Here is a 23,168-nt window from a genome sequence, read left to right as displayed (position 1 = left end):
TGGCCCATCAGTCCTGTCCCACCAAATCGATCCCTGCCTGATCCAGCGCCCGGCGCAAATCGATCATGCCGCGGGTAATATGCTTTTCAACCGCTTTGGTGCTCAGGTCGAGGTCGGCGCCAATGGCCCGGCAACTTTCCTGATTGAGCCGCCGGCGGACCAGCACTTCACGGCGCAATGCAGGCATGCGTCGTAGACAGCTTTGGAAAACCTCCATGGCGCGTCGGGAATCCAGGACGCGGTTGAGCGACGGTTCATCGCTGCGCAATTCCTCGTCAACGCCGGTGATTAGCCGGCTTTCGCGCCGATGCGCATCAACCCGCAAATTATCCGCAATGCGAAAGGCGAGCGCTAGCATGCTGCCGATCTGTTGGGTGCGCTGCAATTCGACGAGCCGCGCCAACGTCTCCTGGGCGAGATCATCGATCAAATCATGCGAGGTACCACGTGCACGCAAATATCGGCGCAGCGCCGCCCGAATTGCGTCCCAATCCTGCCCTGGCGGCTCCTGTTCCGGAAGTCCGCTTTTTATCGAGGAAAGCACTAGACACTCCCGGTCGGGTTGGAACGGTGCGGCTAGCGATTTTAAATGACATTTCGAAGTCGGCTCCAACCCAGCGTGGTGACATTGCCAGGGACGCGCCAGATCACAGAGCCTTATGGGAACAATGCATGGGGTGAGTGGACGACAGGATGCGCGTCCTTGCTCCATCTTGCCCCCACAATTGTTAACGCATGGCCGGCGTCAGGGCTTCAGGCTGACCGGATCAAGCCTGGCCGCGCCCTTCAGCGCCATGTCGCCCGCATGATGGCCGACCGCGAGCGCGTAGCTGCCGCCGTCGAGCTGCCAGCCAACTCCTTCCTCATACCGGGCTATCAGGCGTGGATCGACCGTCATCGTCACGCGCCGGGTTTCTCCAGGGGAAAGCGCGATCTTGTCGAATCCGGCCAATCGAAAGTTGGCGAAGTTCGCGCTGCCCTTCGCTTGCACATAAAGCTGTGGCACGTCCGCACCAGTTCGGTTGCCGATATTGGTGACGTCGAAGCTGACGGTCAGCGCCGCGCCATCCTGCACCTTCAGATTCGCGTAGGAGAAGCTGGTATAGCTGAGGCCATAGCCGAAGGGGAAAAGCGGCTTGACCCCCTTCATCGCATACCAGCGATAACCGACCTCCGCGCCTTCGGGATAGTCGACCGTGAAGGGCGCGACGCCCCCGCTCATGCCATAATTGGCCGTGTCACCGGCGTCCCGGCGGGCCTCTGCCGCGTGCAGTTCAGCAAGGCCCGCCGGTTCAGGGCGCGGCGCCTGATCGGCGTGCGCCGGGAAGGTGATGGGCAGGCGCCCTGAAGGGTTCACGTCACCGAAGAGTATGTTGGCGATCGCTTCGCCGCCACGCTGGCCGGGATACCAAGCCTGCACCAGTGCCGGCACCTTGTCGATCCAGGGCATTTCCACCGGCCCGCCCGTTTCCAGCATGACGATGGTCTTCCGGTTGGCGGTCGCGACCGCATCGATCAGTGCATCCTGATTGTCGGGCAGGCGCATGTTTTCGGGGTCCTGCGCCTCGGTCTGCCATTGCCAGCCAAAGACGATCGCCAGATCCGCGCGTCGCGCCGCCTCGGCTGCCGCTCTGGGATCGCTTCCATCGATATAGGTTACTTCCGCCTGCGGCACGAGCGCCCGGATTGCCTTCAGCGGTGATGAGGCGTGCCAGGTCATGCGCGCGAAAGAGGATGCGGCGCCTTTGGTCAGGGGAATTTCGACCGGCGCCCCGCCGACCGAGCGAACCTGCGAAGAGCCGCCGCCCGACAAGACCCCGACATCGGCATGGCCGCCGATCAGGACGATCCGCCGCGCGCTCTTGGCCAGCGGCAGCAGGTTACCCTCATTCTTGAGCAGGACGATGCCTTCCTCCGCCGCGCGCTGCGCGATGTCGGCATGGGCGGCATAGTCGATCTGGCGCGGGCTTTCGGGCACCGGATCGTCCATCAGCCCGCTGGCGATCACGCCATACAGGATGCGCTCCACCATGTCGTCCAGCCGCGCCATGGGGATGCGCCCTGCTTTCACCGCCTCCTCGAACGGCTTGCCGAAATGGATGGCGTCGTCCAGTTCCTGCCCCGATTCCTGGTCCAGCCCGCCCAGCGCCGCCTTCTCCGTCGAATGAACTGCGCCCCAGTCCGACATGACCCAGCCCTTATAGCCCCAATCCTTCTTCAGGACCGTGTTGAGCAGCCAGTCATTCTCGCAGGCATAGTCGCCATTCACCTTGTTATAGGCGCACATGACGGAGGCTGGATCACCAATCTCGGTCGCGATCTGAAAGGCCAGCAGGTCGCTTTCGCGCAGCGCCGCTTTGTCAATCCGCGCATTCAGCACCGTGCGCCCCGTTTCCTGCGAATTCAGCGCGAAATGCTTGATGGTCGATACGATATGGTTGCTCTGGACGCCGCGAATATGCTCGCCCGCCAGCACCCCGGCCAACAGCGGGTCTTCGCCCAGATATTCGAAATTGCGTCCGTTCCAGGGATCGCGGGTCAGGTTGACGCCACCGGCGAGCAGGACGTTGAAGGTTTTGGCCCGCGCCTCCGCACCGATCATCGCGCCGCCGGCATAGGCAATGGCTGGATTGAAGGTTGCTGCGGTGGCGAGCCCGGCGGGCAGGGCGGTCGCGGTGTCGCCCTTGCGCTGTTCGATCTGGTTGGCGACGCCCAGGCTCGCGTCGCTTTCGCGCAGCGTCGGGATGCCCAGGCGCGGAATGCCCGGAATATGGCCGGCCGACGGGATCATGGCGATGGGCTGCGCCGGCTTTGCCATGGGCGGGAAATAGCCATGGATGATGGCCAGCTTCTCCTCGGTCGTCATTGCATCGACCAGCGCCTTGGCGCGCGCCTCCGCCGGCAGGGCGCGATCGCTGCCGGCACTGGCTGCGGGCAGTTGCGCCTGTGCGACCGGCGCCGCTGTGGTGCCAAGCAGGGCGAGGGCGATAAGGGCATGGCGCGTCATGGACGGTCTTTCATCGTTTAGCTGGCATCGTTCAGCCGGCATCGGTCAGCGGGCAGTCTTGGGGTCGGCGGCGGAATGCCGGGATGGGGGGAGCGCTTCCGCCGCCGAAGAGGCGACCGGCCGGGAGAGGATGGCCGGTCGTCAGACCTGTGTCAGAAGCTAGCGCGGGCCCGCACGCCCCAGGTGCGCGGCGGCTGGAGATTGGACAGGAACACCGGCTCGTAACGCGGCGCGCCCTGGGCGCCTGTACCGGTGCGGATCTTGCCATTCTCGATATTCTGGACGAAGGCCTCGACCGAATATTTCTCGTCCGGCGACGTGAAGCGGATCGAGGCGTCAGACCGGAAATAGGCTTTCTGGCGATCCCAGTCGGTGCCGTTGGTGCCGCGGTCGGGCATATTCTCGTCGGGATCATTGACGTTGACGAAGGGATTGGCGTCGCCGTTGAAATAGCTCAGCCAGCTCTTGGTTTCGTAATGGGTGGTGAAGCGTGGGGTGATCCGCGCGCCGCTGGCCATCACGAAATCATGTTCGTAGCTGACCGTGGCGGAAAAGCGCGGCGCATGGGCCAGTTCATTGCCCTTGAGCTGCGCGATCGAGGACAGCTTGCCCGCATCATAGAGGCGCCCGTCGACGCTCTCCAGTTCCTCCAGTTTGGTTTTCTGAATCGTGCCGGAAAATTGCAGCCTGTCATTGTCGGTCAGGTTCGCGACCATTTCCGCCTCCAGGCCATAAGCCTTAGCGCCCTCGGCATTTTGGGTAATCATCTGGCTGCGCACGACATTGCCCTCATCGTCGCGGAAGGTGACGGCCTGGTTCACCTGATAGCCCTTGAAGTCGCTGTAATAGGCGGCGAGGTTCAGGGTCACGCGGCGATCCAGGAAGCGGGACTTCAAGCCCACTTCATAGTTGGTCAGCGTTTCCGGATCGGTCAGGCCGGCATTGTCCTGGATATTGCCCGACTTGAAGCCGGTGCTGATGCTGGCATAGCCCAGCACATCCTGCGCCAGATCAGCATCGACACGGGCCAGATAGGTCAGCTTGTCCCACTTGCCCTTCACATCATTGCTGGAAATGGAGAAGCCCGGCAGCAGCGCGGCCAGTTCCTCCGCGCTCGCGCCCGGATAGGCGCCGAAGATGCCGCCGGTGCAGGCGCCGCCCGGCAGCTTGTCGGCATCGGAACAGCCTTCGCCCGAGAAGGTCACGTTGCGGCCGCCAATATCCTCTTTCTTGTCGGAGGTGTAGCGCAGGCCGCCGGTCACGCGCAGCGCATCGCTGACATGCCATACCGCCTGGCCGAAAACGGCGCGGCTGTCGATCTGGCGGTTGGCCTGGATGAAGCTGCCGGCCCAGCTGAAAGTGCCGTCGCGATAACCGTTGCGCTGGTCGATGTCGAAGCGGATGCGGTTCTTTTCGTGGCTGTAATAGGCGCCCAGAATCCAGTCGATCACCTGATCGCCCGACGATTTCAACTGGATTTCATGGCTCTGGAAATCATAGCGCGACGACAGGGTGCGGTTCTCGCCAAAGGCGCCCAGCGGCAGGTCGTTGCCGTTCGCATCCACCTCACCGGTCGGGGGCAGGGCGCCTGCATCGGCATCCGTCTGGGTCGAACCGCCGATCCGCGACCAGCCGGCGATATAGCTCAGCTGGATGCCGTCTGTGATGTCGTAGTTCATGGTACTGCGCACCGCGACCGAATAGCGGTCGGTATCGGGCGCGGTGTCGCTCAGCGTCGACCAGCGCTTGGTCCCGGCACGCGGCGTCTGGAGCAGGCCGATGACCGGCGCGCCATTGTCGAGGAAACCTTCCGCCGAGAGATTCCAGCTGAACTTGTCGCTCGGTTCCCAGAGCATCGACACGCGGCCCGACTGCTGGTCGGCGGCGTAATATTTCTTGCCGGTGGTGACGAAGGCCGATTTGTTGATGCCGGCAATGTCCGGGGCGGGCTGGAAATCGGCATAGCCGTCATGCCGGTCGGTGACGAACGCGACGCGGAACGCCAGTGTGTCGCTCACCGGAATGTTGATCGCGCCGCGCACGCCCAGACGATCGTAATTGCCGGCGGTGACTTCGACATTGCCGCTGAATTCGCCGAGCCTGGGCTTGGCGGAAATCAGGCTGAGTGCGCCGACGGTCGCGTTGCGGCCGAACAAAGTGCCTTGCGGCCCGCGCAGCACTTCCACCCGCTCCATGTCGTACATCAGCACCGAAGCGCCCTGCGCGCGCGGCGAGTAAATGCCATCGACATAGATGGCGACTTCGGGATCGGCCACTTCGGTATAGGCGCTGTCATTGCCGATGCCGCGCAACGTCAACAGCACCGCCGACTGGTCGCCCTGCTGGTTGAACTGGAGCGAGGGGACGAAGCGAGCCAGGTCGGTCACATCCTTCACCTGTTGCTTGTCGAGCTGCGCCTGGCCAAAGGCGGACACGGCGATCGGCGTCGATTGCAGCGTGGTTTCGCGGCGGGTGGCGGTGACGATGATGTCGCCGCCATAGCCATTGTCGGATTGCCGGGCGGCCTGCGGCGCGGCCGTGCCATCCTGCGCGAAAGCGGGGACCGACGCCAGCGTCATGGTCGCAAGCGCGGTGCTTGCGACGAGCGCAATGCTTTTCATCATCTCTCTCCCTGGACTCACATTGTTGTGTTGCGTGTAAAGACCAAAGCCTGACAACGATGTCAACAGTGTTTTGACATCGATGTCAAATTCGCGCACATAGCCCTGCGCTTTTTCCGGCATCGCTTTCCTTGGCGGCATCCGCGCTGTAAGGATCAATCGTAAACCCGGCTTGATGGTTATCGTTACGTCAACCTTGACTCCTCCCGAAGGCGATCAAATCGCGAACCGTCTTTTTCGGCTATCCATCGGCGTGTTCTTCATCGGCGGGTTCCTGACCTCCTCGGTCAGTCTCCTGGTGCCCCAACTCAAGCTGACGCTGCATCTGGACTATCGTGATGCGCTGCTGGTCCAGCTTGCCTTCCACTCCAGCTATCTGCTGTTCGCGCTGCCGATCACCTGGATCATCGTCCGCAACGGTTATATGCGGGCCATTGTCGTCGGGCTGGCGGTGATGACGGCTGCTTGCCTGACGTTGACGCTGGCGCAGACCATCCTGTCTTTCGCGATGGTGCTGGGCGCGCTGCTGCTGCTGTCGGCTGGACAGACCTTCCTCCAGATCGCGTCCAATACAGTCGTCGCCGTCATCGGTCCTTCGCGCGGCGCCGCTCGCCGGCTGACGCTGCTGCAAGGCTTCAATTCGCTTGGCACTGTATTGGGGCCGCTCATCAGCGCGCCGTTGCTGCTGGCTGAACTTGACGCCGATGCCGCGCGCGGCGTCGGCGCGACCTTGCCCTTTGCCGGCACAGCGCTGGTCACGGCGATCCTCATGCTGGCCTATTTCCGGCATCGCAACCTGCTGGCGCGGGGCGAGGCGCAGCCGTTCACGCAGACGGGGCGGATGTTTCAGGTGATCCGTCTGCCCTGTCTGAAATGGGGGACGGCCGCGATCTTCTTCTATGTCGGGGCGGAGGTGGCGATAGGCGCGCTGCTGCCTACCGTGCTGATGCGCCCCGACCGGTTGGGCGTGACGCCGGTGATCGGCGGTCAGTTGGTCAGCCTGTATTGGGGCGGCGCCATGGCCGGTCGGTTTCTTGGCGCGTGGATGATGATGCACATGGCCGAATCCCGGCTGCTCCTCGCCGTTGCGCTGGGCGCCGTCGCGCTGACATTGTCGGCCATCTTTCTGCCCGGTGCGTTTGGCGCCGGCGTCCTGATCGCGGTGGGACTGTGCAACGCCATCATGTATCCCACTATCTATGCCATGGCGCTGCCGCCCGACGCCCGACAGGCGCCGGTCGCGTCCATGTGGCTGTGCATGGCGGTGGTGGGCGGAGCAATCATCCCTGTCGTCACCGGGGCGCTGGCCGATGCGACGGCCCTGCTGCCGGCGCTGGCCCTGCCGGCCGGATGCTATGCCTTCATCGCCTGGTTTGCGGCCCATTGCCCCAAGCCGCAGGAGCAAAATTCATGAAAACCGTCACGATCAAAGATGTCGCGGCCCGCGCCGGCGTCTCCCCCAAAACCGTATCGCGCGTCATCAATGGAGAGGATCATGTCCGGCCCGCGATCCGCGCAGCCGTTCAGCGGGTCGTGGCCGAACTGGATTATCGCCCCAATGCCTTCGCCCGCAGCCTTTCCAGTTCCCGTTCCTATCTGCTTGGCCTGTTCATCGACGATCCGGTATCGGGCTATGCCGCCGACGTGCAGCATGGCGCCCTGATCCGATGCCGGGAACGCAGCTATCATCTGGTGGTGGAGCCGGTGGAGCCAAACCGCGCTGGATGGCAGGGCCATGTCCAGGACAGCATTGCCGCCCTGCGCCTGGACGGCGCGATCATCGCCCCTCCTATTTGCGATACGCCCGAACTGATCGACCTGTTCCGGCAATCGGGCGTGCCCTATGTGCTGATGGCGCCTTCGGTCGAGCCGGAGGGATCGGGCGCGGTCCGGATGGACGATCATGGCGCCGCGCGGGAAATGACCGACTATCTGATCGGCCTTGGCCATCGCCATATCGGCTTCATCCAGGGGCCATTGACGCACAGCGCGTCCATCCGGCGGGAGGAAGGCTTTCGCGCTGCCATGGCGGCGGCGGGTGTCGCCGTCGAGGAGCGCTTGTTGCTGCGCGGCGACTTCAGATTTCGGTCAGGCCTTGAACTGGGCGAGGTGCTGTTGCGCGGACCGGATCGGCCCAGCGCGATCTTTGCCAGCAACGACGACATGGCCCTTGGCGCGCTCATCACCGCGATGAAGCTGGATATAGCGGTGCCCGACGCCCTGTCCATCGCCGGCTTCGACGACACGGCCTCGTCTCGCGCGGCATGGCCCCAAATCACGACGATCCGTCAACCCAAGGCGGAAATGGCCGCTGCCGCGGTCGACATGCTGGTGGACCCGTCTTTTCGAAAAAAGGACGTCGATCACGATACGCATCTGATGCTGCCCCATGCGCTGATTGTGCGGGGCAGCACCGGTCGGTGGCCGCGGGGATCTGCGCCGTGACCGCCGCGCGCGGATCATGGCGGGCCGCAATTTCACTGTTCCACTAGTCGATCGCCGCGATCAATCCGTCAGCCAACCACTTGCCCAGCCATTGGCCGACGAGCGCGGTGCCCCTTTCCTGGCCAAACAGGATAGCAGCATCGCTGCACAGATCGCCGAACCGCGTGCCCGCGCGGAGCGCGCGCAGTGCTTGAAATTCTGTCTGGTCGATCGTTCGGATGCGGCACTGCCCGTCTTGGCGCCACACAAGGATGATGTCGGACACCTTGCGATGCTCGACCGTCGGCGGCTGATCGCCGGCGGCAATGGCTGACCAGAGCGCGAAGGCGTTGGTCCGAAGATCGACCAGTTCGATTGTGTGCGCGATGCGCAGCGATGCTCTGTCCCAGTCGATGTCCTGCAAGTCATCAACGGTCACAATAGTCCCGTCGGCCGCTACGAACATCTGCTCGAGCGCCAACTCGATTTGTGCAATCTCCTCAATCTCCGGGTCGTCGGGATAAAGCGCCGAGAGCGTGGTCGGGAAATCGTGCGGATAGGCATCAAGTGTCCAACTGCTCGGCGGCACGCGATCGATGTGCAGTGCGGCGGCGTTGAGGAACGCCTCGTCGCCCGTCCAGGCGCGCGTCCTGGGAAAGCTGCTCTCGAGGCAGGCGACGAGCTGCGCGCGATAATTATTCTGATACACGCCAAAACCGGCATGTGCACGCGCGCCCATCCGTGCGGCGGCGGCTTCGTCTTCATGCACAAGCCAGGCGCGCATGTCGCGCTGCATGGACAGGAGGGTCATGCCGCCACCGGCATGTCACCCGCCGCAGCCCGGCGCGCCGCGGCAAGCTCGGCGAGCAATTCGGCGAGCGGCGGGATATTGTCATCACGCTCTATCATCGTCGCCACCGGGCCGAGCTGCGGCCATATATGCGCAAATAACTCCCACACCGTCAGCGCTACGGGCTGATCATGCGTATCGACCAGCAGCTGTTCGCCCCGACTGTGACCGGCGAGATGGATCTGGCGCACATGCTCATGCGGCACGCCATCAAGATAGGCGCGCGGATCGAAACCGTGATTGGTCGCGCTGACAAAGACATTGTTCACATCGAGCAGCAGTCCGCAGCCGGTCCGTTCACAAAGCCTGCCCAAAAACGTCCACTCGCTCATGTCGGCAGGCGCAAATTCCAGATAGGTTGACGGGTTTTCGATAAGCATCGCACGGCCCAGCACATCCTGCGCCCTGTCGACATTGGTGCAGACCATGGCGAGAGATTCCTCAGTATAGGGCAGCGGCAGCAGATCGTGCGAGTTGAAGCCTTCGATCCGCGTCCAGCTTAGATGATCCGACACGAAAAGCGGTTCGATTTCGTCGATCAAGTTCCGCAGTCGCGTCAGATAGGCAGCATCGAGTCCGTCTGCCGAACCGATCGACATCGAAACGCCATGCAGCGCCACTGGATATCGCGCCCGGATGTCGCGCAGTATCTGTCGCGGACGCCCGCCATCGACCATGAAATTTTCCGAGATCACCTCCAGAAAATCCACCGACACACGGTGTTCCAGGAACTCGGCATAATGGGGTTTGCGCAGGCCGAGGCCGAAGCCGGCAAAGGATGGGATCATCGGATGCGCTCCTGATTGCGTGGAGAAGGTCGGCCCGACGCGCCTGGGCGGCCGGGCCGACAGCGCGTCACTTGGCTTCGGTCAGGCTGCCGCCCGCAGCCTTGCACGCCTTGCTCGTCATCGCCTTGAAGCCCTGGCCTTTGCAGTCGTTCTGGCCCTTGCACTCGTTCTTGGCGGTCTTGCAGTCCGACGTGCCCTTGCAGGTGTTGATGCCGTAGCAGTGGATCGTCTCGCCAGCGGCGGCGCCTTGTGTGGCGGCGGCCGCAGGGGCCGAGGCGGCGGCGATCGCGATGACGGCGGCGGACGCGGCCATGCCGAGGCCGGTGTTGAGGGTGAGCATGTGCTTGTCTCCGAAATTTGCTTCTGCCGGGATGGCGTCCACATTTCGCGGCAGCGCGTGATTTGGTTACAGCGACGACGTAAATTCGCGGTGTTCCTCCCCGCACATGCCGATCATCGCGTCACCACCGCAGCAGGCGTGGCCCCAGGAGCGTGCCCAGGAGCGTCGTCAACAGGATGCCGAGCGAATACCAGGTCAGCACGAAGACCGCCGACACTTCGGGGCAGTGGATGCAATAGATCGTCGCGGAGAACGCGCCGGCCAACAGTCCGGCAGCCGCGCCGGCGGCCCGCAGCCGCGTCGGGGCAAGGCTCCGGAACGACCAAAGCAGACCTCCGAAGATCGGGATCGACAAGGTAAAGACGATCAGCGGACAGGCCTGCCAGCTGTGGCCCAGCCACATTGCAAGCCAGTCGGCGCGCGGGGTCAATGCAAGCTCGATCAGGCCGATGCCGGCAAGCAGGATGACAGGAACCGCCGTCAACCAGAGCCCGCGCACCCGGTCGCTGTCTGGCCGGGCGAGCTGAACCGTCATCGCCATCGCGGCGGCGGAGAGCGAGAGCGTATAGCCCCACTTTATCCAGAAGGCGGCGCCCTGCATGGCGAGCCACAGGTCGGGGCGCAGGCCGATCGAGAATGCGATAAAAACGGCAGAAACGATGCCACCGGCGATGAGGCCGGCAGCGATTCGCCGGCGGATTGCGTCACGGCGGATCGGCCGGGTGTCGCGGGCAAGGGAGAGGATCAGGTCGTCAGTCTTCATTGCGCCGGCCTTTGCACGCGCGCGATCAGCGCTTTCAATCCGCGATGAACCGAAATTTTGACGTCCGATTCTCCGATGCCGTCGGCGCTTGCCGCTTCGGCGACGCTCAAACCGTCGATCCGGGTGGCGCGGATCATCCTCGCCTGCTTGGGCGGAAGGCCGGCCAGAAGGTCGTCGATGTCCAGCCGCGCGATCGCAGCAGCTTCGAAATCATCCGCTATCAACGTCTCCTCCAGGTCGTCGATCGGACGGAGCCGGCCTGCACGGCGGAAATGATCGACCATCTTATATCGGGCGATTGCAAACACCCAGGCGGTGAAGGCGCGATCCCAATCATAGGTCGCGCGACGTGTATGAACGGCAATCAGGGTTTCCTGCACAAGATCCTCGACATCATCATCGGCGCCGCGAACCCGGCGCCGATAGAAACCCCGCAGAAGCGGAACGAGCAGGCGCAGCAATGTCGTATGGGCGGCGGCATCACCGTCCAACCCATCGATCATCAGGCCGCGCAATACGTCCTCGTTCGTCCGCATTCGATCTCCTCACCTGCCATTCGCGTAAAGCGGGCGGCAGGTTACAGCGCCCCGATCCTTTTTTCCGCCACGTCGGTGTAACGGTCCTCGCTCCCGTCGCGAACTATGAATGTGACACGGGCATCCCGCCTCCTCCCCGGTCACCGTGCGGCCCGGCTTCTCTCCTGCCGGGCCGCGCGACGAGGCGATCATTAGACGAGGATTGATTATGCGCACCACCCATGCCGCGCTCGCGGCCAGCATCGCCATTGCATCTGTCGCGCTGTCGGCGAGCGCCGACGCCCAGACCAAGCCCGCCATGGAGAAATGCTACGGCGTTTCGCTGGCCGGCAAGAATGATTGCGCCGCTGGCGCTGGGACGAGCTGCGCCGGAACGTCAAAGATCGACTATCAGGGCAATGCCTGGAAATTGGTCAAGGCGGGCACCTGCACCTCGATCAAGACGCCCAAGGGTAACGGCTCGCTCAGCCCCAAGGCGGCATGACCGACAATGGCCGGGGTGCAGGTCGCCCCGGTCCCTCATCAGGAGACCATCGATGAACCTGATCGCAGCGCTTTACGACGGCATCGTTCGTCGCGTCTTGATGCGGATTCCCGATGCCTTGCTGCTTTTCGTGGCTCGGATCGGTATCGCGACGATCTTCTTTCTGTCGGGGCGTACCAAGGTGGAGGGCATATTCACCATCACCGACAGCGCCTATGAGCTGTTCCGCACCGAATATGCGCTTCCGATCATCCCGCCCGAACTTGCAGCGACGCTCGCGACCCTGGCGGAGCATCTCTTCCCCGCGCTCTTGCTGCTGGGCTTCGCCACGCGGCTTTCGGCTCTCGCATTGTTGGGCATGACCCTCGTCATCCAGATTTTCGTCTATCCCGATGCCTGGCCGACGCATCTGAGCTGGACGGCTATCCTGTTGCCCCTGATTGCGCGCGGCGGTGGTGCCTGGTCGATCGATGCGCTTCTGCGCCAAGGTCTGGTCAAAGGGGGCACGACCAGGGCGGTCGCATGATCGTGCGGCGCGCGCCGTCAGGCGGTGGTCAGCACGCCGGCATAGGCAGCGTCCTCCAGCGCCCTGCCAGCGCCTTTCGCGACGCAGATCAGCGCATCGTCCGCCACCTTCACCGGCAGCCCGGTATGTTCCATCAGCGCCTGATCCAGCCTGCGCAACAGCGCGCCGCCGCCGGTCAGGGTGATGCCTTCGTCGATAATGTCCGCGGACAGTTCAGGGGCGGTCCGTTCCAACGCGGACATCACCGCATGCTTGATATGGCCCACGCCCTCCGCCAGCGCGTCGGCGATCTCGGCTTCGCTGATCGTGATCTCGGCAGGGCGGCCGTTCACCAGGTCGCGGCCCTTGACCTTCATCGACTGCCCCGCATCGAGCGGGCGGACTGCCGAACCGATGGCGTGCTTGACCCGTTCCGCCGTCATCTCCCCGATCATCAGATTATGGTTGCGACGGATGTAGGAGGAAATTGCCTCGTCCAGCCGGTCGCCGCCGACCCGGACCGAACTGCTATAAGCGATGCCTTGAAGCGAGAGCACGGCGACCTCCGTCGTGCCGCCGCCGATATCCACCACCATGGCGCCGCGCGGCTCCGTCACCGGCAGGCCCGCGCCGATCGCCGCCGCCATCGGCTCGTCGATCAGCTGGACGCGCAAAGCACCCGCGTTCATCGTCGCAACGCGTATGGCGCGGCGCTCCACCATGGTGGAACCGGACGGCACGCAGATGACCACATCATTGCGTCGCCTGAACCGGCCGCTGCCGCCCGCCGCCTTCGCCATGAAATGCTTGATCATCTGTTCGGCGACATCAATGTCGGCAATGACGCCGTCGCGGAGGGGACGGATCGCCTGGATGTTGGCGGGGGTCTTGCCCATCATGGGCTTGGCCTCATTGCCCACGACCTTCACCCGGCGCACACCGCCTATCGTTTCCACTGCGATGACGGAGGGTTCGTTGAGCGCGATGCCCTGGTCACGGACATGGATGACCGTATTCACGGTGCCAAGGTCAATAGCCATGTCATGGGAGGAAGAGGCGAAGAATCGTCTGAGCATCAAGTGTCCGGTCGGGTGAAGACCCGCTCCCTTGCGCAGCGTGTCTCCCCTGCACAATATCGGCACGGCAGACTGGGCTTAAGGTCGGGCCACCGGAGTGGAGCAGTCCGCTGCGCCGGCTGGACGGGGCTGAGGATGATCTGCCGCCCCTCGACCCGCCGGCGCCGTTCGCTGTGCGCATGAGGGCGGAGACGACGCCGTCCTGCGATTTGAACCGCAGCGGCGCGCGCGGTTCAGACCGGTTCCGACCGGTCGATCAATCCGCTGTCCAGCAGGGGGGCCGCGTCGATATTCTGTGCGCCCATCAATGTCGCGAGCCGCTCAACCGACGCCAGGATCAATGCCTGTTCCCAGGTCTGCAACTGCCCGAATCGATCGGTGAAAATGGTCTGGAGCGGGTCTGGGGCATCGTCCAGCGCACTTACGCCATCGGCCAGGATGCGCAGGTGGAACTGGCGCTTGTCCTTCTCGCTGCGTTGGCGCTGTACATATCCCAACGCGACCAGCCGATCGACAATCGTCGTGATCGTCGCCTGACTGAATTGCAGCGCTTGCGCAATGGCGCCGGGCGTTGCTGCGTCGCGCGCATCGATTTCCCGCAATACCAATAATTGGGACGGCGTGAGCCCGGTGGCGGCGGCGAGTTGGCGGCTGCCGATGTCGGTAGCGCGCAAGATGCGCCGAAGCGCGCGCAGAGTCAGCGTAGCGATTGCAGGGTCCATGACAGGGCTCATAGCGGAAGCTGGGGGCGACACCAATATCGGCGATAACATCCGTTGGAATCCGCGATTTGGTTCGGTGAGCAAAATAAAATTTCACGCGCGGGGTTGAAAAAATCCCAAAAATCGGCATATTCCGCGCCGTAACGGAAGGCAAATCGCCCTTCTGTGGAAAAGATAATTCGGGAGATGAACAATCTTCGATTCCCAAGCTACAGCGGCTGCGCCGCCACGGGCTTCTGCGCGTTCCGAACGGGACAAGGGGCAGGACATTGAATTTCGCAAGCCCGTCGCCACCGACGGCCCGGCTGTGACGGGGCTGATCGCGGATTGCCCGCCGCTCGATCCCAACTCGGCTTATTGCAATTTGCTGCAATGCAGCGATTTTGCCGACAGCTGCGTCATCGCGGAACGCGACGGTCGCGTGGTCGGCTGGGTGTCGGGTTACCGCCCGCCCGCGGCGCCTGAAAATTTCTTCGTCTGGCAGGTGGCGGTATCGTCCGCCGCGCGCGGTCAGCGGCTCGCCAGCCGCATGATTGATGCGCTGCTGGCGCGGCCCGAGCAGGCCGGCGTCACGCACCTGACCACCACCATCACCGACGATAATCGCGCATCCTGGGCATTGTTCGATGGTCTCGCCCGCAATTGGGGCGCGGAACTGGAAAAGACGGCGCGTTTTGAACGCGAAGCCCATTTCGCCGGCGCCCATGCCACTGAATGGCAGGCGCGCATCGGCCCGCTGACCCCAAAGGGGCGGCACCAACAGGAGGACATTTGAGCCATGAATACGACCCTTCCAAAACCGACTTCGTCCATTCCCGACACTGCCATCTATGAACGGCGCGAATCGGGTGTGCGGAGCTACGCCCGATCCATGCCGCGCCAGTTCAACAAGGCGCAGGACGTGTGGATGCATGACAACCAGGGCGGCCGCTATCTCGACTTCCTGTCGGGCTGCTCGACGCTGAACTATGGTCACAACCACCCGGTGCTCAAGACCGCGCTGATGGACTATATCGCCAGTGACGGCGTCACCCACGGGCTGGATCTTCACACCGATGCTAAGGAGGATTTCCTCACCACGCTGGAGGAGGTGATCCTCAAGCCCCGCGGTCTGGATTATCGCGCGATGTTCACGGGTCCGACCGGCACCAATGCCGTCGAGGCCGCGATCAAGCTGGCGCGCAAGATCACCGGGCGCGAACTGGTGATCGCTTTCACCAACGGCTTCCACGGCATGACGCTGGGTGCGCTCGCCTGCACCGGCAACGCCGCCAAGCGCGGTGGCGCGGGCGTGCCGCTGTCCCATGTCGCCCATGAACCCTATGACGGCTATCACGGTCCGGACGTCGATACCGCCGAATTGCTGGAACGTCGCCTGTCCGACCCTTCGAGCGGCCTTGACGCGCCGGCAGCGATCCTCGTGGAAACCGTGCAGGGCGAAGGTGGCCTCAATGCCGCGTCGCCCGAATGGCTGCGCAAGATTGCCGACATCGCCAAGCGCCATGGCGCGTTGATGATCGTCGACGACATTCAGGCGGGCTGCGGCCGCACCGGCAATTTCTTCAGCTTCGAAGAATTTGGTTTCACCCCCGACATCGTCACCATGGCGAAGTCGCTGTCGGGCATGGGCCTGCCCTTCGCGCTGACCCTGTTCCGCCCGGAACTCGACCAATGGTCGCCGGGCGAACATAACGGCACTTTCCGCGGCAACAATCATGCCTTCGTGACGGCCACTGCCGCGCTGCGTCATTTCTGGAGCAACAACGCGTTTCAGCAGGACATTGCCCGTCGCGGCGCTCTGCTGGAACGTCGCCTGGAGGCGATGGCGGCTGAACATGGCCTCTCGACTCGCGGCCGTGGCATGATGCGCGGCATTGACGTCGGCTCTGGCGAGGTTGCCGGAACCATCACCGCCGCCTGCTTCGCGCAGGGGCTCATCATCGAAACCAGCGGCGCTCATGACGAAATCGTCAAGGTGCTGGCGCCCCTCGTGATTGACGACGCCGTGCTGTCGGCCGGCCTCGATATCCTTGAGGGGGCGGTCCGGTCCGCCCTGACCGTCACCTACGGCGTCGCCGCAGAATAAAAAGGAGACAAAAACATGTTCCTTCGCAAGCTTCAGGACATCCGCAAGTCGGATCAGAATGTGAAATCCAAAGGCTGGGAAAGCGCCCGCCTGCTGCTCAAGGATGACGCCATGGGCTTCTCCTTCCATGTCACCACCATGTATGCCGGCGAAGAGCTGCACATGCATTATCAGAACCATCTCGAAGCGGTCCTGGTGCTCAAGGGCACCGGCACCATCGAGGATCTGGGCGATGGCGTGACGCATCAACTCGCGCCCGGCGTCATGTATGCGCTCAACGCCCATGACAAGCACATCGTCCGCCCGGAAACCGACATATTGTGCGCCTGCGTCTTCAATCCTCCGGTGACCGGCAAGGAAGTGCATGACGAAAGCGGCGCCTATCCGGCCGATCCCGAAAGCAATCGCGAGCCCGCGCTCGCCAGTTAAGGCGATAGCGGCAAGGCTTCCGTCCGCGGCAAAAGTGGACGGAAGCCTGCTCCAACTACCTGTATCAACAATAAGAGGGGGAAGTCCCATGCAAGACATCTACCCGTCCCGCCATGCCGATGTGGCGGAATTCCTGCCGCGTCTTGACCCTGTCGTTCACAGCGAATGGACCGAGGCCGCGCCGATCAGCCGCGCGCAGGCCGAACAGTTTGATCGCGACGGCTTCCTGGTCCTGGAGGATATTTTCTCGGACGCGGAAGTCGCCTTCCTTCAGCGCGAGGCCGGCAAGCTGCTGGCTGATCCGCAGGCGCTGGAAGACGAAACCGTCATCACCGAGCCGGGCGGCAAGGAAGTCCGCTCGATCTTCAAGATCCATGCCCAGAGCGATGTGATCGGCCGCCTGGCCGCCGACAGCCGGCTGGCCGGTGTCGCGCAGTTCCTGCTGGGCCAGCCCGTCTATATCCATCAGTCGCGCCTTAACTATAAGCCCGGCTTCACCGGCAAGGAATTCTACTGGCACAGCGATTTCGAGACCTGGCATGTCGAAGATGGTATGCCGCGTATGCGGGCACTTTCCATGTCGGTGCTGCTGGCGGAAAACACGCCCAATAACGGGCCGCTGATGCTGATCCCGGGCAGTCACAAGGCGTATCTGACCTGCATCGGCGAAACGCCGGCGGATCATTATCGCCAGTCGCTCAAGAAACAGGAATATGGCGTGCCCGATGAGGACAGCCTGGCCGAACTGGCGCACAAACATGGTATCGTCGCCCCGACCGGCAAGCCTGGATCGGTGGTGGTTTTCGATTGCAACACGATGCATGGGTCGAACGGCAACATCACGCCCTTCCCGCGCGCCAACGCCTTCATGGTCTATAACGCCGTCAGCAATCGCCTGGCCGCACCCTTCGGCGTCGACAAGCCGCGCCCGGAATTCATCGCGGCACGCGGCGAACCGCAGCCGATCGAGCCTGTTACCGGCTCTCTTATGGAGGAGGCGCTGGCATGAGCGGGAAGCATAGCGTTGAAAAGATCGGCGGCACGTCCATGGCCGCCACCGCCACATTGTTCGACAATGTCCTGATCGCGGGGCGCAAAGGCGCGAATCTCTATAACCGCATCTTCGTCGTGTCGGCCTATGCCGGGATGACGGACCTGTTGCTGGAGCACAAGAAATCGGGCGAGCCAGGCGTTTATGCCCGGTTCGTCGCCGATGACGGCGCGGACGGCTGGCGCGACGCGATCGAGATCGTGCGCAAGGCGATGCACAAGCGCAATGCGGACATGTTTGTGCGCGCCGAAAGCCTGGCCGAAGCCAACGCCTTTGTCGATGCACGGATCGACGCCGTCGCCGCCTGCCTCGACGATCTGGCGCGGCTGCGCAGCCACGGCCGTTTCTGCGTCAAGGAACAGTTGGTGACGGTGCGGGAACTGCTCGCCGGCCTTGGCGAGGCGCATAGCGCCCACTCGACCGCGCTGCTGCTGCGTGATCGCGGCGTCAACGCCTGCTTTGTCGACCTGACGCTTTGGGATCAGGAAGATATGCGCGGCCTTGACGAGCGGATCGAGCAGGCCTTCGCCACGATCGATCTTGCCACCGCGCTGCCGATCGTGACCGGCTATGCCGGGTGCAGCGAGGGCATGGTCCGCCGTTATGCGCGCGGCTATTCCGAAATGACCTTTTCGCGCATTGCGGTGCTGACCCATGCGCGTGAGGCGATCATTCACAAGGAATTCCACCTGTCGAGCGCGGACCCGAAGCTGGTCGGCACGGACAAGGCCCGTAAGATCGGCCGCACCAATTACGACGTGGCGGACCAGCTCGCCAATCTGGGTATGGAGGCGATTCATCCCGGCGCCGGGCGTGGCCTGCGCCAGACCGACATTCCGCTGCGCGTGCGCAACACCTTCGACCGGGAAGATGGCGGCACGCTGATCTGCGGCAAATATGTTTCGGACACGCCCCGCGTGGAAATCGTCACCGGCGTCCGCACCGCTCAGGCGCTCCAGTTCTTTGAACAGGATATGGTCGGGGTGAAAGGCTATGATGCCGCCATATTGGAGGCTCTGACCCGGCATGGCGCCTGGATCGTGAGCAAGGCGTCGAACGCCAACACCATCACCCATTATCTCTCTGCGGATGCGGCCAAGGTGAAGCGCGTGATCGCCGATCTTCAGGATCGCTATCCCGATGCGTCCATCTCCGCGCATCCGGTGGCGATCGTGTCAGTGATCGGCAGCGACATTTCCCGTCCAGGCCTCATGCCCGATGCGCTCAAGGCATTGGCCGAGGCGAACATCGATGTGATCGCGATGCAGCACCAGATCCGCAATGTGGACGTGCAGTTTATCGTGGATACGCGCCATTATGACGCCGCCGTCGCCGCGCTCCACCGCGCGCTGGTGGAGGATGACGAACCGGCGGCGGAGGGCCGGCGCGCGGCCTGAGCGCCACGCGCCCTGACTTACGCGCGATGTTCGCTGCCATCCGTCCTGTCCAAAGCCTGCTGCTCGCCATCTTCATGCTGATGGCGGGCAGTGGTTTTCTGGCGACCCTCATCAGTCTGCGGCTGGAGCGGGCGGGCGCCGGTACGATGGCGATCGGCGCGGTCGCTACCGCCTATTTTGGCGGGCTGGTGATCGGCGCGCTGCGGGCCGGGGGCATCGTGCGGCAAGTGGGGCACATCCGGGCCTTCGCCGCTTTCGTCGCCCTGCTGTCGGCCAGCACTCTTTCCTATGTGCTGCTTGACCATCCGCTCCTCTGGGTCTGCCTGCGGCTGGTCGACGGCGTTTGTGTTGCGGGCGTTTTCATCTGTCTCGAAAGCTGGCTCAACGACCGGGCCGATGTCGATACGCGCGGGAGCATCCTGGCCGCCTATATGGTGGCGCTCTATTCGGGACAGGCCGTGGGCCAGTTGCTGCTCGGCGCCAGCGGCGCGCTGCCCGCCATTCCATTCCAGATCGCCTCGATCCTGATCTCGCTCGCCATCATTCCGCTTTGCCTCACCCGCTCCAGTGCGCCCGCGCCCGAGGAGGCGACAGCCTTCTCGATCCGCTCGCTGTTCGCCGCGTCGCCGCTGGGCGTCGTCGGTGCGGTTGCCACCGGGTTGATGCTGGGCGCCTTTTATGGCCTTGCCCCGGTCCATGTCCGCCGGCTGGGCCTCAATCTCGGTGCGACCGCCAGCTTCATGATGATCGTGATCCTGGGCGGCGTAGCGATGCAATGGCCGCTCGGGCGACTGTCCGATCGCTATGACCGGCGCGCGGTGATCGTATGGAGCTTTGCCGCGACCCTGGTCGTCAGCGTGGCGATTGCCATGCTGACTTCCGGCGGCCCGCCGCTGCTGGTGCTGGGCGCATGTTTCGGCGGGTTGAGCTTTGCGCTTTACCCCTTGTGCGTAGCGCACAGCAATGACCGGCTGCTCGCGTCCGAACGTGTGGCCGCAAGCGGGCGGCTGGTGCTGCTCTATTCGGTCGGCGCGGCGCTGGGGCCGATGGGCGCCGCCGCGCTGATGACCGTGACGGGCAGCGGCGGCCTGTTCCTTTTCATCGCCTTTTGCGCGGGGGCGACATTGGCCTTCGGCCTCTGGCGCCAGATATCGAGCGCGCCCGTGCCAGCGCCCGCGCAACAGGATTTCCAGATGATGCCGCGCACCACCCCCATGGCCTCGCTGCTTGATCCCAACAGCGCCGACGGAGAGACGACATGACCGCAACAGCCATCGCCGCCCCTTCGTCCGCTGTCGATCCGGTCGACAAGGCGACGCTGCGCCGCGCCATTGCGGCGTCGGCGCTCGGCAATGCGACCGAATGGTTCGATTATGGCATCTATGCCTATGGCGTAACCTATATTTCCGCCGCGCTGTTTCCGGGTGATGTCGATGATGCGGTGCTGTTCGCGCTGGCCACCTTCGCCATCTCCTTTCTGGTGCGCCCGCTCGGCGGTCTGTTCTGGGGGCCGCTGGGCGACCGGATGGGGCGCAAATCGGTGCTGGCCCTCACCATCCTGATGATGTCCGGGGCGACGTTGGCGGTTGGCCTGATCCCCCCCTATGCCAGCATCGGTTTCTGGGCGCCGGCGCTGCTCATCCTGCTGCGCATGGTGCAGGGTTTTTCGACCGGCGGCGAATATGGCGGGGCCGCCACTTTCATGGCCGAATATGCGCCCGATGATCGGCGCGGATTTTACGGCAGCTTCCTGGAATTCGGGACACTGGCGGGCTTTTCCTTCGGCGCGATGCTGATGCTGGGCTTTTCCCTGATGCTGGGCGATGGCGCCATGCATGAATGGGGCTGGCGCATCCCCTTCCTGGTGGCCGCGCCCATGGGGCTGATCGGCATGTATCTGCGATCGCGGATGGAAGACACGCCGATCTTCCGCGAAGACGGCCAGGCCAGTGGCAAGGCGGAGACGCCCAACCTGCGGCAATTGCTGGCGCGCCATTGGCGGCCGATGCTGGTGGTGAGCGGGCTGGTGGTCGCGCTCAATGTCGTCAACTATACGCTGCTCAGCTACATGCCGACCTATTTGCAGCGTCGCATTGGCCTCACGACCGACGAAGCGCTGATCGTGCCGATCATCGGCATGCTCTTCATGATGGTCTTTCTGCCCTTTGCCGGGCATATGTCCGACCGGGTCGGGCGGCGCGCCATGTGGCGGCTGTCGCTGGTCAGCCTGCTGTTGGGCGTGGTGCCGCTCTACATGCTGATGGCGACGGGCCTTGCCGGCGCGACCATCGGTTTCATTCTGCTCGGCCTCTGTTACGTGCCCCAACTCGCGACGATTTCCGCGACCTTTCCGGCGCTTTTCCCGACCTCGGTGCGCTTTGCGGGCTTTGCCATCGCCTATAATGTCGCCACGTCGCTCTTCGGCGGCACCGCGCCGGCCATGGGCAGCGGTCTCATCTCGCTGACGGGCAATGAACTGATGCCTGCCTTTCTGATGATGGCGGCTTGCCTCGTGGGGCTGGTGGCGCTGCATTTCATGCCGGAAACGGCGGGTCGTTCGTTGCGTGAAGATCCCTTCGCCCGGCCTTGAGCAAGGCGGCGCCTTACCGCCGGGCAAAAAGGGTGACATCGGCCGGCAATGCGGGTTAGCTGACGGGCATGAAATATCTGCTGCCGCTATCCTGCCTCCTGCCCGCCCTTTTCATCGTCCAGCCCGTTTGCGCACGATCCGAACTGCCCGACTGGCAGGCGCAGGCCAGGCGGGTCACGATCCAGCGCGACGACTGGGGCATTGCCCATGTCCATGGGCGCAGCGACGCGGATGCGGTGTTCGGGATGATCTATGCCCAGGCGGAAGATGATTTCAACCGGATCGAAACCAACTATCTGACGGCGCTCGGTCGCACGGCGGAAGCCGAAGGCGAAGATGCGATCTGGCAGGATCTGCGCGCCCGGCTCTATATGGACCCGGCGAAGCTGCGCGCCGATTATGCGGCCAGCCCCGCCTGGCTGCGCACGCTGATGGATGCCTGGGCCGACGGCCTCAACTATTATCTCGCCACGCACCCGGACGTGAAGCCGCGTGTCATCACGCAGTTCGAACCCTGGATGGCGATGAGCTTTACGGAGGGCAGCATCGGCGGCGACATCGAGCGTATTCCGCTCGACCGGCTCAAGGCCTTTTACGGCGGGCCGGGCGGCCGCGCCGTCGCCATGGCTGATCCCGACCCGGAACCGCGCGGCTCCAACGGCTTCGCGATCGCGCCGGGGAAGAGCGCCAGCGGTCATGCGCTGCTGTGGATCAACCCACACACCAGCTTCTTCTTCCGGTCCGAATTGCAGATGACCAGCGACGAAGGGCTGAACGCCTATGGCGCGGCGACCTGGGGCCAGTTTTTCATCTATCAGGGGTTCAATCCCACCGCGGGATGGATGCACACGTCCAGCACGGTCGATGCGGTCGACGAATTTCTGGAAAGCGTCACACGCCGGCCCGATGGCGGCTTTACCTATCGCTATGGCGCGGATCAGCGGCCCGTCCAGTCCGCAACCGTCACCCTGTCCTATCGCACCGGCGAAGGGACGTTGGCGCAGCGGCGCTTCACCGTCTATCGCACCCATCATGGGCCGATCATCGGAGAGGTGGACGGAAAATGGGTCGCCTTCGCCATGATGGACAAGCCCATTCCGGCGCTGGAACAATCCTTCCTGCGCACCAAGGCGCCCGACTATGCCGCCTTTGTAAAGGTCGCGGCGCGTCAGGCGAACTCGTCCAACAACACCATCTTTGCGGATGCGAAGGGGACAATCGCCTATCTCCATCCGCAATTCGTGCCGCTGCGCGACGATCGCTTCGACTATAGCCGGCCGGTCGATGGCAGCGACCCGGCAACCGACTGGAAGGGGCTGACGCCGCTCGACGCGCTTCCCCGCTTGCGCAAGCCCGGTGGCGGCTGGATTCAGAACACCAATAACGGCCCCTGGTCGGCGGCGGGCGACGACAGCCAGAAAGCATCGGACTTTCCCCGCTACATGGACATGCTGGGCGAAAATCCGCGCGGGGAACATGCGGTGATGCTGCTGGCGGCG

22 protein-coding genes are annotated in these 23,168 nt (G+C 63.7%); 12 read left to right on the top strand and 10 right to left on the bottom strand.

Going from position 1 to position 23,168, the window contains the following annotated elements:
- Positions 1-7 precede the first annotated feature (7 nt).
- The 3 genes from C100_RS47675 to C100_RS26145 all read right to left on the bottom strand — a co-directional run bounded on the left by C100_RS47675 (position 8) and on the right by C100_RS26145 (position 5,628).
- A complete protein-coding gene (locus tag C100_RS47675) occupies positions 8-544 on the bottom strand; it encodes an RNA polymerase sigma factor (protein WP_024017964.1) in 537 nt (178 codons plus the stop codon).
- A gap of 201 nt (positions 545-745) precedes the next feature.
- Entirely contained in the window at positions 746-3,007 is a 2,262-nt protein-coding gene (locus C100_RS26150) for a beta-glucosidase family protein (RefSeq protein ID WP_024017963.1), read from the bottom strand.
- A 152-nt stretch (positions 3,008-3,159) separates the two neighbouring features.
- A complete protein-coding gene (locus C100_RS26145; RefSeq protein WP_031308464.1) occupies positions 3,160-5,628 on the bottom strand; it encodes a TonB-dependent receptor domain-containing protein in 2,469 nt (822 codons plus the stop codon).
- Between the two features lie 175 nt (positions 5,629-5,803).
- On the opposite strand from C100_RS26145, the gene C100_RS26140 reads away from it, so the two are divergent.
- Both C100_RS26140 and C100_RS26135 read left to right on the top strand, forming a co-directional pair.
- Positions 5,804-7,042, top strand: coding sequence for an MFS transporter (locus tag C100_RS26140; RefSeq protein WP_024017961.1), 1,239 nt, complete (start codon positions 5,804-5,806; stop codon positions 7,040-7,042).
- Complete coding sequence (locus C100_RS26135; RefSeq protein ID WP_024017960.1) at positions 7,039-8,073, top strand: LacI family DNA-binding transcriptional regulator; 1,035 nt, start codon at positions 7,039-7,041, stop codon at positions 8,071-8,073. The genes C100_RS26140 and C100_RS26135 overlap by 4 nt, the downstream gene beginning before the upstream one ends.
- Positions 8,074-8,116: 43 nt before the next feature.
- Here the strand turns inward: C100_RS26135 and C100_RS26130 are convergent, their stop codons facing one another.
- From C100_RS26130 to C100_RS26110, 5 genes are all read right to left on the bottom strand, one after another.
- Complete coding sequence (locus tag C100_RS26130; RefSeq protein WP_024017959.1) at positions 8,117-8,863, bottom strand: HvfC/BufC N-terminal domain-containing protein; 747 nt, start codon at positions 8,861-8,863, stop codon at positions 8,117-8,119.
- Entirely contained in the window at positions 8,860-9,690 is an 831-nt protein-coding gene (bufB, locus tag C100_RS26125; protein ID WP_024017958.1) for an MNIO family bufferin maturase, read from the bottom strand. Before bufB ends, C100_RS26130 begins: the two co-directional genes overlap by 4 nt.
- A gap of 67 nt (positions 9,691-9,757) precedes the next feature.
- Positions 9,758-10,030 carry a BufA2 family periplasmic bufferin-type metallophore gene (gene bufA2 / locus C100_RS26120; protein WP_024017957.1) on the bottom strand — a complete coding sequence of 91 codons (273 nt, stop codon included), beginning with the start codon at positions 10,028-10,030 and terminating at the stop codon, positions 9,758-9,760.
- 121 nt (positions 10,031-10,151) lie between these two features.
- The gene (locus tag C100_RS26115) at positions 10,152-10,793 is read right to left on the bottom strand and encodes a DUF1109 domain-containing protein (protein ID WP_024017956.1); all 642 of its coding nucleotides are present in this window, start codon (positions 10,791-10,793) and stop codon (positions 10,152-10,154) included.
- Positions 10,790-11,329 (bottom strand): sigma-70 family RNA polymerase sigma factor, encoded by a 540-nt coding sequence (locus tag C100_RS26110; RefSeq protein ID WP_024017955.1) that lies wholly within the window; start codon positions 11,327-11,329, stop codon positions 10,790-10,792. The genes C100_RS26115 and C100_RS26110 overlap by 4 nt, the downstream gene beginning before the upstream one ends.
- Before the next feature lie 208 nt (positions 11,330-11,537).
- On the opposite strand from C100_RS26110, the gene C100_RS26105 reads away from it, so the two are divergent.
- Positions 11,538-11,813 (top strand): BufA1 family periplasmic bufferin-type metallophore, encoded by a 276-nt coding sequence (locus C100_RS26105; RefSeq protein ID WP_024017954.1) that lies wholly within the window; start codon positions 11,538-11,540, stop codon positions 11,811-11,813.
- 52 nt (positions 11,814-11,865) lie between these two features.
- On the top strand, positions 11,866-12,339 hold the full coding sequence (locus C100_RS26100; protein WP_024017953.1) for a DoxX family protein: 474 nt from the start codon (positions 11,866-11,868) through the stop codon (positions 12,337-12,339).
- Positions 12,340-12,356: 17 nt separating this feature from the next.
- Here C100_RS26100 and C100_RS26095 read toward each other — a convergent pair whose 3' ends face one another.
- Together C100_RS26095 and C100_RS26090 are read right to left on the bottom strand one after the other, a co-directional pair.
- The gene (locus C100_RS26095) at positions 12,357-13,397 is read right to left on the bottom strand and encodes a rod shape-determining protein (RefSeq protein WP_031308461.1); all 1,041 of its coding nucleotides are present in this window, start codon (positions 13,395-13,397) and stop codon (positions 12,357-12,359) included.
- Positions 13,398-13,627: 230 nt separating this feature from the next.
- Positions 13,628-14,116: a MarR family winged helix-turn-helix transcriptional regulator gene (locus C100_RS26090; protein ID WP_162833670.1), complete on the bottom strand. Its 489-nt coding sequence runs from the start codon at positions 14,114-14,116 to the stop codon at positions 13,628-13,630.
- A 268-nt stretch (positions 14,117-14,384) separates the two neighbouring features.
- On the opposite strand from C100_RS26090, the gene ectA reads away from it, so the two are divergent.
- The 8 genes from ectA to C100_RS26050 form a co-directional block, all read left to right on the top strand.
- Positions 14,385-14,891 carry a diaminobutyrate acetyltransferase gene (gene ectA / locus C100_RS26085; RefSeq protein ID WP_031308459.1) on the top strand — a complete coding sequence of 169 codons (507 nt, stop codon included), beginning with the start codon at positions 14,385-14,387 and terminating at the stop codon, positions 14,889-14,891.
- Positions 14,892-14,894: 3 nt separating this feature from the next.
- Positions 14,895-16,202, top strand: a complete 1,308-nt coding sequence (gene ectB / locus C100_RS26080; protein WP_024017949.1) for a diaminobutyrate--2-oxoglutarate transaminase — start codon at positions 14,895-14,897, stop codon at positions 16,200-16,202.
- Positions 16,203-16,217: 15 nt separating this feature from the next.
- Positions 16,218-16,631 carry an ectoine synthase gene (locus tag C100_RS26075; protein WP_024017948.1) on the top strand — a complete coding sequence of 138 codons (414 nt, stop codon included), beginning with the start codon at positions 16,218-16,220 and terminating at the stop codon, positions 16,629-16,631.
- An 88-nt stretch (positions 16,632-16,719) separates the two neighbouring features.
- Positions 16,720-17,640: an ectoine hydroxylase gene (gene thpD, locus C100_RS26070; protein ID WP_024017947.1), complete on the top strand. Its 921-nt coding sequence runs from the start codon at positions 16,720-16,722 to the stop codon at positions 17,638-17,640.
- Positions 17,637-19,079: an aspartate kinase gene (locus C100_RS26065; RefSeq protein ID WP_024017946.1), complete on the top strand. Its 1,443-nt coding sequence runs from the start codon at positions 17,637-17,639 to the stop codon at positions 19,077-19,079. Before thpD ends, C100_RS26065 begins: the two co-directional genes overlap by 4 nt.
- A 26-nt stretch (positions 19,080-19,105) precedes the next feature.
- The gene (locus C100_RS26060; RefSeq protein WP_024017945.1) at positions 19,106-20,341 is read left to right on the top strand and encodes an MFS transporter; all 1,236 of its coding nucleotides are present in this window, start codon (positions 19,106-19,108) and stop codon (positions 20,339-20,341) included.
- Positions 20,338-21,669, top strand: coding sequence for an MFS transporter (locus tag C100_RS26055; protein WP_024017944.1), 1,332 nt, complete (start codon positions 20,338-20,340; stop codon positions 21,667-21,669). Before C100_RS26060 ends, C100_RS26055 begins: the two co-directional genes overlap by 4 nt.
- A 68-nt stretch (positions 21,670-21,737) precedes the next feature.
- Positions 21,738-23,168, top strand: a 1,431-nt coding sequence (locus C100_RS26050) for a penicillin acylase family protein (RefSeq protein WP_024017943.1), incomplete at its 3' end; no start/stop codon positions are given.

Origin of the sequence: Sphingobium sp. C100, from assembly GCF_000508185.1 — a bacterium.
Lineage (GTDB): Bacteria > Pseudomonadota > Alphaproteobacteria > Sphingomonadales > Sphingomonadaceae > Sphingobium.
This window is presented reverse-complemented; position numbering and strand designations above follow the sequence as displayed.